Here is a 15,882-nt window from a genome sequence, read left to right as displayed (position 1 = left end):
ATTAAAACGATCACTAATTTTTCCAAAGTTGTTTTCTAGCTAAGTAGATAAAAGATAAACTTTGGAAAAGCTGCAATCCATTGTCGTACTTATAGCATGTTTAGCCGATCGAATACTTTTTCACGATAGGAGACTCCCACTGGGATGTACTTGTCGTTGATCACTACATTCATGTCTTCAAAGTATTCGACCTTGTCAAAGTTAATGATGTAGGATCGGTGCACGCGCCCAAACATACTGCCGGGCAGTTTTTTCTCGATACCTTTCATCGTATGGTGAACGATATGTTTGCCCTTGACCGTATTGAAGATGACGTAGTCTGCCATGGCTTCTATGAAGAGGATGTTTTCCAACCAGATTTTGTAGATTCTAGAGTCAGACTTAACATAGAGTTCATGAAACGTCTCTGCTTTTTTGCGTTGATTTTCGAGTGTTTCGTTGGCTTTGACGGCCGCTTTGAGGAAACGACCGTAGCTGAACGGCTTGACCAGATAGTCGGTAGCATTTTTTTCGAACGCACGAACGGCATATTTTTCAGCCGAAGTAATCATGATTACTTGATAGTCTGAGGTCAGTGATTCCATCAGTTCTATTCCTGACATTTCAGGCATTTCCACGTCTAAGAAGATGATGTCTACATCAGGGTTGTCCTTTTGCAACAGGATGTTGGATGCTTCGATACCACTGGATAACTCATGCGTTAGCTCTAAGAAATCAGTCTTCTCCACATACTTTCGAATCATTAGTCTTGCTAACTCATCATCATCAACTACCATGCACTTTAATGCCATTCTACTTAGGGGTTAGATTTACCAAACAGTTAATTTAGCGGTTATTTAAAAGTTTAGAAACATATTTTCCAATTATATCGAACTCTAGGTTTACTTCATCGCCTGATTCGAGTTGTTTAAAGTCTGTGTGCTCCATCGTGTAGGGGATAATGGTCACTGAGAAGGTGTTTGTTCCTGATTTAAAACAGGTTAAACTCACACCATTGATACATATCGAACCTTTTTCTACCGTTACATTTCCTAGGGCTGCATCATACTCAAAGTCAAAAATCCAGCTGCCATCTAGTGTTGTTTTTGCTGTGCAAACAGCGGTTTGGTCTACGTGTCCTTGAACTACATGACCGTCGAATCGACCATTGGCGATCATGCACCTTTCGAGGTTGACTTCATGTCCTATTTCTAACTGCTTCAGGTTAGTTTTTTTTAACGTTTCATCTACTGCAGTGACCGTGTGCGTACCGTTGCCCATTTTAACGACTGTCAGGCAGACACCATTATGAGCTACACTTTGATCGATTTTGAGTTCGTGGCTCAGCGGACTTTCCAGTGTGAAGTGCAGGTTGCTACCTTCTTTTTCGATCGCTATGACCTTACCAAGGGTTTCGATTATTCCTGTAAACATGAGGCTTGACGCTTAGTTTTTTGAGATTGTAATGTTAGCAAAAATATGTTTTGCTGAGGGGATCAGTTGTTAAATATTGCCCTATTTTTGAAATTCAATATGGGGGTAAAGGATAGTTATAAACATAAAGGAATGCGTCGCTCTCTCGTGAGAATATTACGAGAAAAGGGAATCGTGAATGAAGGAGTTTTAGAAGCCATAGGGACAGTGCCTCGTCATGTTTTCTTCGATGAGATATTTGATAGTCATGCCTACCAAGACAAGGCATTTCCTATCGCTGAAGGACAGACCATTTCTCAGCCTTATACCGTCGCATTTCAGAGTGATTTGTTAGATGTCAAACCTGGGGCTAAGATATTAGAGGTAGGAACAGGCTCGGGGTATCAGTGTTGTATTCTGCTAGAATTGGGAGCAGATGTAGTGACGATCGAGTACAAAGAAAAGCTCTCTATGCTTGCCAAGCAGATGCTTGGGAAAATGGGGTATCATGCACATTTTTTGGTGGGAGATGGGTCCAATGGCTATCCTCAATTAGGCCCCTACGATGGAATTATTGTTACGGCTGGAGCACCTATACGGGCGATTGATCCTTTGGTAAAGCAGCTCAAAGTAGGCGGTAAATTGATTATTCCTGTAGGGGATTTGAAATCCCAAAAGATGCTTCGTATATCTAAAATCAGTGAACAGCAGATAGTACAGGAAGAATTCAATAATTTCGCATTTGTCCCGCTACTTGGTGACAATGGATGGAAAAATTAAAATGACAACAGCAACCCACAAAACACCCAACGAATCGGAGGTCGTAATGACCGAACTCGTACTACCTAACGACACCAATACCCTAAATAATCTGATGGGAGGTAGACTCCTGCACATGATGGATATTGCATCTGCAGTATGCGCGCAGCGTCATTCTCGTAGTATTGTAGTGACTGCTTCGGTGGATAATGTGTCTTTCGCTCAGCCCATCGCACTGGGTGAGGTAGTGACACTCAAGGCCAAAGTGACACGTGCATTTAACTCGTCGATGGAGGTTTTTATCGAAGTAACTGCTGAGGATATTCCGAATGGAAAACTGAAGCAGAGTAACTCTGCCTACTACACCTTCGTGGCGGTGGATGATGCTGGGAAACCGAGGCGTGTGCCAGAAGTGACGCCAGAAACTGCGGTGGAAAAATCACATTATGAAGGAGCATTGCGCAGACGACAAATGAGACTGGTGCTAGCCAATCGTATGAAACCACAAGAAGCTAACGAACTAAAAGCTATATTTTTCGATGAGTGAAAGTCAGGAATTTTTAAAATATCTGATCAATGAGACCTTGTATCAGATTGATCCTGTGGAGATGTCTTCTGCCGTGAATGAAGTAGCAGCGACCAAATCCCCTATTCAGCAGCCATCTGCTTCTAAAGTAGAAGCAGTACCACAGGTCAGTGATCCCAAACCTTCCTATCAAGCACCAATCAATAAGGTGCTGATCCTGTTTGAAAACCCAAATGGGGAGGAAATGCTCGCAGTGCAAAAGGACTATTTGACCAAAATATTAGGGGCAGTTAAACTGACATGGGATGGAGTCGATAGTAGAAATGTACGAACGTTTCCTCTGGAGCAGCCCCCGGTACATCAGTATGTGATTGCTTTTACAGCGGCACATGAATTGGGCGTATTGTCTCCTTATCAAATGGGAGTAAAGGGAAACCAAAAAGTGGTGATGGCGCATGATTTATCAACCATAGCTGCCTCCGTAGAATATAGGAAACAGCTATGGTCTGCTTTGCAGCAAATGTTCTTGTAAGCCCTGCCTAACTTATCCGAAGATTTCCTTCAGCTTGGCTTCTAGTGCTGGTCCTCGTAGGTTTTTAGCCACTATTTTGCCATCAGGACCTATCAAAAAGGTGGCTGGTATGGCGTTGATTTGGTAGGTAGCTGCAGCTTCTGACTGAAAGTATTTCAGATCCGAAACGTGTGCCCAAGGCAATTGATCTTTTTCTATGGCTTCTACCCAAGCATCCTTTTTTCTATCCAGAGAAACACCTAGGATTTCAAACCCTTTGTCATGATAGGTATTGTACATTCTGAGTACATTAGGGTTTTCCATTCTACAAGGTCTACACCATGCAGCCCAAAAGTCTATCATGACGTAGTTGCCTCTAAAAGAGCTCAACTTAACAATGTCTCCATCTGGATTTGGTAGGCTTATTTCAGGTGCTTCTGACCCGATAGCCAAGTTTCTCATGTCATTGACACGATTTTGTAGGCTGATGGTATAGCTCGAGTTAGGCAGTTGTTCGTTGTATTTTTTCGCTAGGCTATCTAGGAAGCTAAACTCATTTTCCTCGTCCAAGAAAGAGGTTGCTAGGAGTCCAGCGATCGAGTTGTCCATCTTCCATATTTCTTTTTTGATATCTTGCGTGCTGGCTGCTTGCATTTCCATGAATTCAGCCTTGATAGCTTCTAGTGCTTCTATGTCATTTTCGTTGCGAGCAGTCATGAATTCCTCATTGAGACCTTGGATTTTATTTTCAAAAACCTTTTTCAAGTCGGTGAGGATGTAGATGTAGTCAGTATCTTTTGATCCTTTGATTCGGTAGGGTTGATCTATGTCATCTTCCGATTTGAGGAGGGTTACTTCGTCATCATTGTCTAGCACCATATTCACGATGTGCTTGTTGTAGAAGTTTAAACGCAAAAATGAGGGCTCATCTAAGAGGACAGTACTAGAGAATTTTCCAGATTTATCTATGTAGAATGAATCTATAACGGCTAATTCATTGTTTTTGATAAGTTCTAATTTGACTAATTCATCAGTAATCGGATTTTCGTAAGTGCCAGAGATGCTGGCACCTTCTTTCTTCTCCGAACATGAAAATATGACTAGGCTAATGAGTACTGTATAAAACGTGTTTTTCATTGTGTGTTTTTTTACTTTCACAACGTAGTGATGTGAAAAGGGTTTGTTACTTGCTGAGCGTTTCGTTGAGTAGTTTAGTTGTGATCTGTGGATTGGCTTTGCCACGAGACTTTTTCATGACTTCTCCTACGAATAGCCCCATCAGTCCTTTTTTACCTTTCTTGAATGCTGCGACCTTGTCGGGCATACCCTCAAGTACTTCATCCACTATTTTTTGAAGTCCAGACTCGTCATTGTCCTGAAAGAGCGCTAGGTCTTTGGCAGTTTCGCTGGCCGATTTGTCAGGATTGGCAATCATATCTAGAAAAACCTTGGTGGAGGCCGTGCTGTAGTTCAGTTTTCCACTTTCTACCAAATCGATCAAGTCGTGGAGTTTTTCAGGAGTAATACTGAATTGGGCTAAACTCTGGTTGTGTTCTGCTAAGTAGTTTTGGATAGGACCTATCATCCAGTTCGCGATCTTTTTGTAATGAGAACAGATTTTGGCAGTATGAAAGAAATAGTCCGCACGATCTTCGCTCTCTGCGATGATGTCAGCATCATACTCTGTTAGATTAAATTTTTCTTGCAGTTCTTTGACAATCTCAGCGGGGAGTTTTGGCATCATAGCCTTGATCTCTGTGAGATAGCTATCAGATATCTTGATAGGTAATAGGTCGGGACATGGGAAGTAGCGGTAGTCATTTGCTTCTTCCTTGCTACGTTGTGAGGTAGTTTTGCCCGTCGCATCGTCAAAACCTCTGGTCTCTTGTTTGATCGTTTTTCCCTGATCCAAAAGGTGCGATTGTCTCGTGACCTCATGCTGGATGGCTCTCTGTACGTTTCGGATAGAATTCATGTTCTTGATTTCTACTTTCTGTCCTAGCGTTTGTGTTCCTTTTGGTCGGAGAGAAATGTTGGCATCACACCTGAGTGATCCTTCTTCCATATTGCCATCTCCAACGCCTAAGAATCTGACTATTCTTCGGATTTCGGTGATGAGGTTGCCAGCCTCTTCGGCTGTACTGATGACGGGCTCTGTGACCATTTCTATGAGTGGCGTTCCAGCACGATTGTAATCCAACAGCGTGCCTTGGTGCGCTGCATCATGCATTGATTTGCCTGCGTCCTCTTCTACATGTATCCTGTTGAAGTCAATGCGTCTCATGCTTTCACCGCTTTTTACATCCAAGTAGCCACCGATACAGATGGGCTGGTTGTCCTGAGTGGTTTGATAGCCTTTAGGTAGGTCTGGATAGAAGTAGTTTTTGCGATCAAAACTAGTCACCTTGGCAATCTCGCAATTGCAGGCCAGCCCCATTTTGATAGCGTACTCTATGGCTTTTTTATTAGGTTTTGGGAGCGTACCAGGATGAGCCAATGTAATTGGACTCACGTTGGTGTTGGGAGCATCCCCAAAACTGTTTTTGTCCGAAGCGAACAGCTTGCTTTCTGTGGCGAGTTGTACGTGTACTTCTAGACCTACTACTAATTCGTATTTAGATGATTTTTCTTTCAAACCTTATGAATGACTGGTCATACTTTCGATTAATTCTTTTGCTTTGGTCACAGCCTGTGGCAGCCCATTGATTTCCTTGCCACCAGCAGTTGCGAAAAATGGCTGACCACCACCACCGCCTTTGATTTCCTTGGCAAGCTCTCTCACCATATTGCCTGCATGAAGTGCATGCTCTTTGACGAGATTGTCCGAAATCATCACGGCTATCTGCGGCTTGCCCGCAATATTAGCAGCAATAACCATGATAAGGTTCTCTACTTCATTTTTAAATTCGAAAGCTAATTTTTTAAGTGCATCTGCATTGGGTAGCTCCGCTTGTTCTATGAGAAGGTTGAATCCATTGACAGCCTGAACTTTTTGCTGTAGTAGGATTTTCTGCTGTTTGCCTTTTTCAAGGTTGACTTCTTCGATCTCTTTGGTCAGTTCGAGTTTCTCTTTTACCAATGCCTCGATTGCCTTGACGGTGTCTTTAGGGTTGTTGAGTAGTTCGTTGACTTGTTGTAATACTTCGTTTTGCTTGAGTTGGTAGTTTTCAGCAGCTTCTGCAGTGAGTGCTTCGATACGGCGTACACCAGCAGCTACGGATCCTTCAGAGATGATCTTGAATTGCCCAATGTTGCCCGTGGCAGGCACATGTGTACCCCCGCAGAGTTCTACGGAGTAGTTTTTGTCAAATGTAATGACACGAACAAAATCCCCATATTTCTCTCCAAAGAGCGCCATTGCACCGAGGTTTTTGGCTTCCTCAATTGGTACGTTGCGTTGCTCATTGAGCTGAATATTTTCTCTGATTTTTTGGTTCACGATTTTCTCTACTTCGAGGATTTCTTCATCTGTCATTTTAGAGAAATGCGAGAAATCAAATCGCAAGGTTTTGTCATTGACCAAAGACCCTTTTTGTTGTACATGTGTGCCCAATACCTGTCTCAGTGCAGCATGTAGTAGGTGGGTTGCACTGTGGTTGTTTTCGGTCAATCGACGTTTGCTTACGTTGACTACTGCTTTGAAATTCGCTTCGAGGTTTTTGGGTAGCTCCTTCGCAAAGTGGATGATCAAATTGTTTTCTTTTTTGGTGTCTATGATGGTCGTCTTTTGGTTGCCATCTGCTAGATATCCTGTATCACCTATTTGTCCGCCACTCTCAGCATAGAATGGTGTTTGGTCTAGTACGATGTGGTAGAGTGTTTTGCCTTTCTCTTCTACTTCTCTGTACTTTGATATCTGAGCGGAAGAGGTCACAGCGTCATACCCTAGGAAGGTCACCTCATCTATGTGTTTTATTTCTATCCAGTCACCTTTTGCAGTAGCAGCGTCTTTTTTAGAGCGGCTCTTCTGTACCTGCATTTCGTTTTTGAATCCTTCTTCGTCCACACTTAGTCCATTCTCTCTGGCGATCAGGGAGGTAAGGTCAAATGGAAACCCATAGGTGTCGTATAGTTCGAAAACTATTTTCCCTTCTATAATCTTGCTGCCTGATTCCGCTTGTTTTGTGATGACGTCTAGCTTAGTGAGCCCCTTGTCCAGCGTTCGGAGGAAAGAAGTTTCTTCTTCTCTAATCACCTTAGCAATGAAATCCTGCTGAGAGATTAACTCAGGAAACACACCATCGAACTGACCTGCCAGTACAGGGAGCAATTGATATAGGAACGGTTCTTTGAAGTCCAAGAAGGTATAACCATAACGTACGGCTCTTCTTAATATACGTCGGATGACATATCCAGCTTTGTTGTTAGAGGGGAGCTGGCCATCTGCTATTGTGAAGGCAATCGCACGAATGTGATCCGAAATCACGCGTAGCGCGATGTCTGTTTTTTCGTCTTTGCCATAGTCTACACTTGCTTTGTTTGCGATGAAATTGATCAGCGGAGAGAAGACATCTGTGTCATAGTTGGAGGTCTTTTTTTGGATGGCCATTGCGAGACGCTCAAAACCCATTCCTGTATCGACATGTTGTGCAGGTAGTTTGACCAGCGACCCATTGGCCATGCGGTTAAACTGCATAAAGACCAGATTCCATATTTCTACCACCTGAGGGTGATCCATATTGACCAAGTCTTTTCCAGGGATTTTTTCCACTTCTGTTTCAGGACGTAAGTCAATGTGAATTTCGGAACAAGGACCACAAGGCCCTGTTTCTCCCATTTCCCAGAAGTTGTCTTTTTTGTTGCCGTAGACAATTCGGTCTTCAGGGATGATGCTTTTCCAGAGGTCTAAGGCATCTTGATCCAAAGGCATATTGTCTCCTTCGTCTCCTCCAAATACTGATGCATAGAGTCGGTCTTTCGGGAGCTGAAACTCTTCTGTCAATAATTCCCATGCCCATTCGATTGCTTCTTTTTTGAAGTAGTCACCAAAAGACCAGTTACCCAGCATCTCGAACATTGTATGATGATAGGTATCGAGTCCTACTTCTTCGAGATCATTATGTTTGCCAGAGACACGCAGACATTTTTGGGTGTCTGCGATACGTTTTGAGGAGGGGTCTGCATTGCCCAAAAAGAAATCTTTGAACTGATTCATCCCCGCATTGGTAAACATCAAGGTAGGGTCATTGTGTATGACTAGGGGGGCAGAGGCAACTATTTCATGTTGTTTTCTCTTAAAAAATTCTAAAAAACGCTGTCTAATCTCTTTCGACTCCATCTATGCTTTTCCTCGATCAGACCTTGTAAAGGCTGATTTTCTTTTAGTTTTAAAATTGTATTAAATTGCGGTTATATTTACGAATCATTTAAGCCGTAAGCGAAAATATTGACTACCAATCAAAAACGAAGCACAAAGTTAGATATTCTGATTTAATATGGCTAGAATAAAATACTATTACGACACGGAATCATGCAAATATGAACGTGTCAAGGTGTCCACCTGGGATATCATATTAAATGCGCTAGGATTTTTATCACTTTCGGTGATGTTGTCCGTAGGGATGTTTATTGTCTACAATAAGTATTTTAAATCCCCTGTAGTAGCACAGTTAGAGAAGGAGAACGAGGAGTTGGTCTATTACTATGAGCGCTTGCAGGACGAGATGGCAGATGCGTCACAAATGCTGACTTCCCTACAAGAGCGTGATGATAACGTTTATCGTGTGATTTTCGAAGCTGAGCCGATTCCTTCTTCTATCCGAAATGCGGGTGTGGGTGGAACTGATCGATACAAAGAAGTTTCGGAAAAGGGGCTAGAGAGAGAAGATTTATTGTTGGAGGCATATACCAAAATAGATAAGCTCAAAAAACAGATGTACATCCAGACCAAGTCTTACGATGAACTCATAGAAATGGCTAGTAACAAGGAAGCGTTCTTTGCTTCGCTACCAGCGATACAACCTGTGTCAAATAAAGAATTAAAGCGTTTTTCATCAGGTTTTGGGTATAGAACCGATCCTATATTGAAAACGAGAAAGATGCACTGGGGAGTGGATTTTTCAGCACCCAAAGGGACGCCTATTTATACGACTGGCGATGGAGTGGTAAGCCGAGTCCATTCTAGTTTTGGTGGGTATGGGAAGCAAATAGAGATCGATCATGGATATGGTTATGTGACTAAATATGCACACATGAGCAAATTCAATGTAGAGAAAGGACAGAAAGTTAAAAGAGGTGAGTGTATAGGTTATGTGGGAGATTCAGGAAAGTCTACTGCGCCACACTTGCACTATGAAGTGAGTAAAGATGGAAAGAAGATTAATCCAGTTCACTTCTTTTATAAGGATTTGAATGCTGCAGAATACGAAGAGATTCTCCGGTTAGCTGCGATAGAGAACCAAGCTTTGGGTTCTTATTAAGCGTTGTATGATTCAAGTTATTGAACCCTGGTGCTGTAAGTGTCAGGGTTTTTTATTGGCTATTGTGGAAAACTTGACCGTTGACATGTCGACTCTTTTCGAATTGCGGTATAATTTTGAATCATGAAGAAAATCTTGGTGGTAGGTGTTTTGGCGATGTGGCTCGCAGGGTGTAAGACTCAGCGTCATATGCCACAGTCGGACATGACTGTACCTCAAGATACCGTAGTGATGGATACGGTGGTTCAAGAACCCGTTTATTACATCACCGCGCAGCAAGATACCCTTATGTCATTAGACGAAGAGGTTGATGTTGAAATCCATCGTGTACTGAAGGATACGTTGACGATCATAGGTGTAGGGGATATTATGATGGGGACTAATTTTCCAGAGAAGGGCTATCTACCACCGAATAACGGTAGAGATCTATGGTCTGAAGTGTCTGACACCTTGCAGCAAGCTGACGTGACTTTTGGTAATTTAGAAGGCGTTATTTTGGATGAAGGTGGAGATCAAAAGAAGTGTAATAACCCTAAGGTTTGTTATCTGTTTCGATCGCCAGTTTCTATGCTTTCTAATCTCACGGATGCTGGGTTTGATGTAGTGAGTCTGGCGAATAACCATGCAGGAGATTTTGGGGACGCAGGTCGCCAGAGTACTATGCGTTCGTTGGATACTTTGGGGATCAATTATGCAGGGCTAATAAATGCACCATATACTATCTTTGAGCGCGATGGGATGAAGTATGGGATGGTGGCCTTCTCTCCCAATAAAGGTACGATATTGATCCATCATCACGAACAAGCGAGGAAACTGGTGGCTCAGTTGGATTCTATGGTGGATGTGGTGATTGTTTCTTTTCATGCGGGAGCAGAAGGTAAAGAACATCAGCATGTAACACGCACCTCTGAGTACTATTATGGCGAGGATAGGGGCAATGTGTATGAGTTTGCCCGGATGATGATAGACGAAGGAGCAGATGTGATCTTTGGACATGGCCCTCATGTGACACGAGCAGTAGATTTATACAAAAATCGATTTATTATTTACAGTATGGGTAACTTTTGTACCTATGGTAGGTTTAATCTAAGTGGTGTGAAGGGGGTAGCGCCCATAGTCAAAATTCAGACGGATGGTACAGGTCGATTTATACAAGGTCAGCTCATACCTATTTATCAGCCAGGCGCTGGAGGACCTAAGTTTGATTTGAATAATCGTGCCATTAAATTGGTGAAAAGTTTGACCGAAAAAGATTTTCCTGAAAGCAAATTGAAGATTGAAGATTCAGGTTTAATTACCTATATTGACAACTGAAAACTGTGCCTTACAAAGAGAAACAAATAGAAAAAAGATACTACACCATCGGAGAAGTCGCTGATGACTTAGGTGTGGCTACTTCCTTGATTAGGTTTTGGGAAACCGAGTTTGATATCATTAGTCCGAAGAAGAACCGCAAAGGGAACAGGCAGTTTACGATTGATGACATTAAGAAGATCAAGCTAATATATCATTTGGTAAAGGTCAAAGGATATACACTGCACGGTGCACGGGATTTTATCAAAAGTGATGTCAGTGCAGCAACTGACAAAATAGAAATGATAGAATCACTAAAGGGAATTCGTCAATTCCTCTCTCAGCTAAAAGACGGCTTACAGAAAAATTAATTATTAGAATAGTTATGGGTGAAGTTTGATGCTTCACAAAGAGCACAGTGAATCACTGTGCCCAAACCATAATGTGTTTGAACATTAATGTATTCGAAGTAAGTGGAAAAAGATTATGTATATATACTAGCGCTTAAGCTGACCACAGGTGTTGGTGATGTGCTGGCGAAGCAACTTGTTAGTTATTGTGGATCGGCGCAGGCTGTTTTTAATTTGCCTAAAGGTCGCTTACTCAAGATACCTGGAATAGGACCCAAAGTCGCTGAAATGTTGCTTAATAAGGAAGCATTATCAGCTGCAGAAAAGTGTGTAGCAGCCTGTGAAAAGCAAGCCATTCAAATAATTCCCTACTATCACCCTGCCTATCCCGATAAACTGAAAATGGTGAATGATGCGCCTTTGGTACTATACTATAAGGGAACTCAGAATTACAATCAAAGAAAAATAATTGGTATAGTCGGAACACGGAATGCTACCCAATATGGACGCCAGACTACTGCCAGAATCGTAGAGGGATTGAAAGCACATGATGCACTGATTTTAAGCGGACTGGCCTACGGGATAGATATAGCTGCTCATAAAGCTGCCTTGAAAAGTGACCTGTCAACCATAGGTGTATTGGCAGGAGGATTAGATATGATTTACCCCGCAGCGCACAAAGGTGTTGCCAATGATATGCAAGTAAATGGGGGGCTATTGACAGAGCATCCACCAGGGACTAAGCCAGATCCGCATCATTTTCCTGCCCGCAATCGCATCATCGCTGGGATGTGTGACGCCTTGATCGTAGTAGAGGCCGCAGCGAAAGGTGGCGCATTGATCTCTGCAAACATTGCTTACTCATACAATCGTGAGGTGTTTGCTGTGCCAGGGGAATTAGGTAGTACCTACTCTGAGGGATGCAATGCCTTGCTACGAGCCCAAAGGGCATTGATCTACACGGATATCAGGGATATCGAGTATAATATGAATTGGACTCCTGGAGATAAAGAAAAACCTAAGGCAGTGCTTGATTTGTCAACTTTTACGTCAGAGGAGCAGCGTATACTCACAGTGTTAAGCGAATTTAAGAAAGGAGTACATCTTGATGAATTGTGTTGGAAGACACAGCTAACGATCAATCAAGTCGTGACGATGCTTTTGAACCTGGAGTTTTCTGGTTTAATTGAATCCTTGCCGGGTAAACAATACCGTCTAATCCAGCGGATTTGATCATTTACCTAGGAAGAGACCTGGAGCCATGTTGATGGCTTGGTTAATGGCTTTGCCGTCATAGTTGACGGATACGCCTTTGTCTTCGAAATAAGCGAGTATAGTTTCGGTAGCGATGTTGCCGACTAGCTTGTCTTCTGCCATCGGGCAACCTCCGAAACCATTGATTGCACCATCGAACCGAGTGCACCCCGCTTTGTATGCAGCCTCTACTTTATCGATTGCCGAATCCAGATCTGAGTGCAAGTGTGCCCCAAACTCCGTATCAGGAAACTGCTCCGTCACGGCACGAAACGTCGTTTTGATCAGTTCTGGCGTAGCGAGCCCTACCGTATCGGCAAGAGAGATGATCTGTACGTCTAGTTTTTTGAGTTTCTCGATCATATCTATAACATCACTTGCTTCATAAGAGTCTCCATAGGGGTTGCCAAAACCCATCGATAGGTAGGTTACAAGTGTTTTGTTATGTTCTTTGCAGATGTCTTGGATGATCGTCAGTTCTTCTAGTGCTTGGGCTATGCTTTTTTTGGTATTGCGTTGCTGAAACGTCTCTGATAGAGATAGCGGGAAGCCTAAGTAGTCAACCGTATCGAATTCTGCTGCCTCATGCGCTCCTCTGGTATTGGCGATGATAGCGAGCAATTTGGTTTTGGTGTGCTTGAGGTCTAGTGAACTTAGCACTTCTTTGGTGTCTCGCATCTGAGGGATAGCCCTGGGAGAGACAAAACTCCCAAAATCAATGGTGTCAAAACCCACACGTAAGAGTTGGTTGATATATTCTATTTTCTGTTCGGTAGGGACAAATCCATGCAAGCCTTGCATGGCATCACGTGGGCATTCGATGATTTTCATTCTCAGGTAGTTTGATTAGGCTAATATAATTGACATTGGTTAGAAAAGCGTACCTTAAACGGAGGAGCTGTTTAGATATGCCGCAGCGCTGATTGGATAGAACGCTGGGCTCATACATTGGTCAAAGCAGAAGGACTAGTTGAGCAGGAGTAGGATTCGGGTGTTGATTCCTGAGGTATGGCCTATCTTTCTGACTCGATCATCCCCCACTTCGTAAAAGCACAATGAAGTGCAGGGGGTAATCGTAACTCTTTTTAATAACCTGAGTAATCAGGCTATCCCCCATCAAGGTCTTGAATGTGGTTTTGTCTTATGGTTTATTGGTCACAGTAGGCGTTAAAACGATGCACTTTAGAGCATCTCGCTTTAGCTTCTACCAACCTCAATAGGATACTAGTATTTAGATAAAAATTTGATGCTTTTTTGTCTGCCATTATAAACTCTTGGAGAGGTTGCTAAGATAGCCTTGACCTTCAAGGCAACTGTTATTTAGCATCTAACTCAGGTTAGTAATTGGGCACAAGAGGGTATAGATGTAAGGTGATGCTGTATGACTCCACAGCATCTTACAACAAAAAGATATATATCTAAATATAAAACAGTATATATCTAAACTTAAAAAGATTTATATCTAAAATGGTTTAGATATATATCAAAATGCTACAACCTAACGAGGTTTAATACACTTTGTGCTTATGTCTCATGCTCATCTACCTTTTAACCTGAGTTCGATTAAAAATGAATCATGCTCTATATACTTTATTCAAGGGGTTTGAAAATTATACTGTTTGAGCGGTAGCGCGTTTATAGGTTTCTAGCCTTTTAGCTTCTTTCATTGATAATGAAAAAGAGGGGGTATTTATCTACCGGAGACATGGTCTATCTGGCTTGAAGACAAAGTATGATTGATGCATTTCCGACAAGGGGTTAATGAAGGTTGAAATCGACTCAGGTTAATAGGTGATATGGTGGGGTAGTCTTTGTGTAGTTGATTGGTAATCCAGCTTCTATATGGTTGTTTCTATAGAGTTAACCAACTAAATGTTGTTTTCCTAGCAGAAAATTGGGGCTCTGATTTTCCATCTAAGTCAAATCAGAGTAATGTGTGAAGCGGTGTTCTTTAAAACTTATATTAGTTGATGATATCGATACCAAAGAAGTTGTTGAGAACGACTAGTACGAATAGCATACCTAGTAAGGCTGGACATAGGTAGCTCACCGTGATATTGATAAAGGTTTTAACCCAAGACTGGTGGTAGCCTTCATGTCCTTGAGCGAGTTCTTCATGAAGATTGGCTTTCTTCCAGACATAGGCAGCAAAGGTTACGATTAAGAATCCTCCAAGGAGCAAGAATATATCAGCCAGCTGACCTAAGAATGTCATAAAGTCTGTCGGGTTATCTGCTCCGACATAGGTTATGAAATTAGTCAGCATATCGCTGTAACCGTTGCCTAATAGTGAGGGGATACCTGCTATGAATATGATGACAGCCATGATGATGACCGCAGTGTTTCTATTGGCTTTGTATTCATCTACAATGTAAGATACAGGTACCTCTAGCAGTGAGACTGTAGAAGTCAGTGCTGCAAATGAAAGTAGCAAAAAGAATAATGAACCGATCACTATGCCTAGTACGGGTCCTAAAGATTCGAAGACACCAGGTAGTGTAACGAATATTAATCCTGCACCTCCTTGTATGTTGCTCATGTCTCCACCGGTACTATAAGCCACCAATGGAAACAACATAAGACCTGCAAAAAAGGCTATCCCTACGTCAAAAAGCGTGATGGAAGCAGCTGAAGACACGATGTTTTCTTTCTTGGATAGGTAACTGCCATAGGTGATCAATGCACCCATACCGAGTGATAGGGAAAAGAATGCTTGTCTCAGCGCACCACCTACTACGCGCAGGTTGAGTTCCGAAAACTCGGGGACTAGGTAGTACTTGATACCTGTCATGGCATTGGGGAGTGTGAAAGAGTATGCCAGTATCCCGAGGATCATTAAGATCAGCGTAGGCATCAATATCTTAGCAGCTTTTTCTATCCCACCCGAGACACCTTTGGATACGATGAGTGCGGTAGCTCCCATGAATAGGATCGCGTATACTGCTATTCTCCATATATTGGTGATGTAGTCGGAGAACTGATTGCCAATGTCAAAATTGCCCTGAGCCATTTCGATAAAGTAACCAAATGCCCAGCCAGCTACGACGTTGTAGAAGGATAGGATGATGATCCCACTGATGATCCCGAGTACACCGAGATATTTCCATTTTGGGAATCCCAAAGCGACAAATGCTCCTGCAGGGTTTTTCTCTGTCTTTCTGCCAATGGCGATCTCTGTGACTAGTACAGGAAAGCAAAGGGTGAAACAGAAAATCAAATAGACCACAACAAATGCTGCACCGCCTCCAGCTTCTACCTCGAATGGGAACTTCCATATATTACCAAGACCCACTGCGGATCCTGCTGCTGCTAATATAAAACCCAATCTGTTGCTGAAATTTCCTCTTGCGGCCATTTGTGTTGTATTTGTAAATCACG

At 42.5% G+C, this 15,882-nt stretch carries 14 protein-coding genes; 7 read left to right on the top strand and 7 right to left on the bottom strand.

Translation table 11 applies throughout. The features are described 5' to 3' along the window. Positions 1 to 89 precede the first annotated feature (89 nt). The gene (locus BUB99_RS04110; RefSeq protein ID WP_073119637.1) at positions 90 to 791 is read right to left on the bottom strand and encodes a LytR/AlgR family response regulator transcription factor; all 702 of its coding nucleotides are present in this window, start codon (positions 789 to 791) and stop codon (positions 90 to 92) included. 34 nt (positions 792 to 825) lie between these two features. Then, complete coding sequence (locus BUB99_RS04105; RefSeq protein ID WP_073119635.1) at positions 826 to 1,413, bottom strand: riboflavin synthase; 588 nt, start codon at positions 1,411 to 1,413, stop codon at positions 826 to 828. A gap of 132 nt (positions 1,414 to 1,545) precedes the next feature. Between BUB99_RS04105 and BUB99_RS04100 the strand changes: the two genes are divergently transcribed. From BUB99_RS04100 to BUB99_RS04090, 3 genes are read left to right on the top strand one after another with little or no spacing between them, the layout of a single operon-like run. Beyond that, positions 1,546 to 2,172 (top strand): protein-L-isoaspartate(D-aspartate) O-methyltransferase, encoded by a 627-nt coding sequence (locus tag BUB99_RS04100; RefSeq protein WP_245816789.1) that lies wholly within the window; start codon positions 1,546 to 1,548, stop codon positions 2,170 to 2,172. Position 2,173: 1 nt separating this feature from the next. Further along, positions 2,174 to 2,698, top strand: a complete 525-nt coding sequence (locus BUB99_RS04095; RefSeq protein WP_073120588.1) for an acyl-CoA thioesterase — start codon at positions 2,174 to 2,176, stop codon at positions 2,696 to 2,698. Further along, entirely contained in the window at positions 2,691 to 3,209 is a 519-nt protein-coding gene (locus tag BUB99_RS04090) for a hypothetical protein (protein ID WP_073119631.1), read from the top strand. The genes BUB99_RS04095 and BUB99_RS04090 overlap by 8 nt, the downstream gene beginning before the upstream one ends. Positions 3,210 to 3,221: 12 nt before the next feature. Here BUB99_RS04090 and BUB99_RS04085 read toward each other — a convergent pair whose 3' ends face one another. Genes BUB99_RS04085 through alaS form a run of 3 tightly spaced genes read right to left on the bottom strand, consistent with a single transcriptional unit; the run spans position 3,222 to position 8,466 of the window. Continuing rightward, entirely contained in the window at positions 3,222 to 4,325 is a 1,104-nt protein-coding gene (locus tag BUB99_RS04085) for a peroxiredoxin family protein (RefSeq protein WP_073119630.1), read from the bottom strand. 46 nt (positions 4,326 to 4,371) lie between these two features. Further along, the gene (gene gatB, locus BUB99_RS04080; protein WP_073119628.1) at positions 4,372 to 5,823 is read right to left on the bottom strand and encodes an Asp-tRNA(Asn)/Glu-tRNA(Gln) amidotransferase subunit GatB; all 1,452 of its coding nucleotides are present in this window, start codon (positions 5,821 to 5,823) and stop codon (positions 4,372 to 4,374) included. 3 nt (positions 5,824 to 5,826) lie between these two features. Next, positions 5,827 to 8,466 carry an alanine--tRNA ligase gene (gene alaS, locus BUB99_RS04075; protein WP_073119626.1) on the bottom strand — a complete coding sequence of 880 codons (2,640 nt, stop codon included), beginning with the start codon at positions 8,464 to 8,466 and terminating at the stop codon, positions 5,827 to 5,829. Between the two features lie 157 nt (positions 8,467 to 8,623). Between alaS and BUB99_RS04070 the strand changes: the two genes are divergently transcribed. The 4 genes from BUB99_RS04070 (at position 8,624) to dprA (ending at position 12,483) form a co-directional block, all read left to right on the top strand. Beyond that, positions 8,624 to 9,607 (top strand): M23 family metallopeptidase, encoded by a 984-nt coding sequence (locus BUB99_RS04070; RefSeq protein ID WP_073119624.1) that lies wholly within the window; start codon positions 8,624 to 8,626, stop codon positions 9,605 to 9,607. A 123-nt stretch (positions 9,608 to 9,730) separates the two neighbouring features. Continuing rightward, positions 9,731 to 10,921: a CapA family protein gene (locus BUB99_RS04065; protein WP_073119622.1), complete on the top strand. Its 1,191-nt coding sequence runs from the start codon at positions 9,731 to 9,733 to the stop codon at positions 10,919 to 10,921. 5 nt (positions 10,922 to 10,926) lie between these two features. Then, positions 10,927 to 11,271, top strand: coding sequence for a MerR family transcriptional regulator (locus BUB99_RS04060; RefSeq protein WP_073119620.1), 345 nt, complete (start codon positions 10,927 to 10,929; stop codon positions 11,269 to 11,271). A gap of 102 nt (positions 11,272 to 11,373) precedes the next feature. Then, entirely contained in the window at positions 11,374 to 12,483 is a 1,110-nt protein-coding gene (gene dprA, locus BUB99_RS04055; RefSeq protein ID WP_073119619.1) for a DNA-processing protein DprA, read from the top strand. Here the strand turns inward: dprA and BUB99_RS04050 are convergent, their stop codons facing one another. After that, a complete protein-coding gene (locus tag BUB99_RS04050) occupies positions 12,484 to 13,335 on the bottom strand; it encodes a hydroxymethylglutaryl-CoA lyase (RefSeq protein ID WP_073119617.1) in 852 nt (283 codons plus the stop codon). It lies immediately after the preceding gene. A gap of 1,132 nt (positions 13,336 to 14,467) precedes the next feature. Further along, entirely contained in the window at positions 14,468 to 15,859 is a 1,392-nt protein-coding gene (locus BUB99_RS04045; RefSeq protein ID WP_073119615.1) for a sodium-dependent transporter, read from the bottom strand. Between the last annotated feature and the right edge of the window lie 23 nt (positions 15,860 to 15,882).

It is taken from the genome of Reichenbachiella agariperforans (assembly GCF_900142205.1).
GTDB classification, from domain to species: domain Bacteria; phylum Bacteroidota; class Bacteroidia; order Cytophagales; family Cyclobacteriaceae; genus Reichenbachiella; species Reichenbachiella agariperforans.
This window is presented reverse-complemented; position numbering and strand designations above follow the sequence as displayed.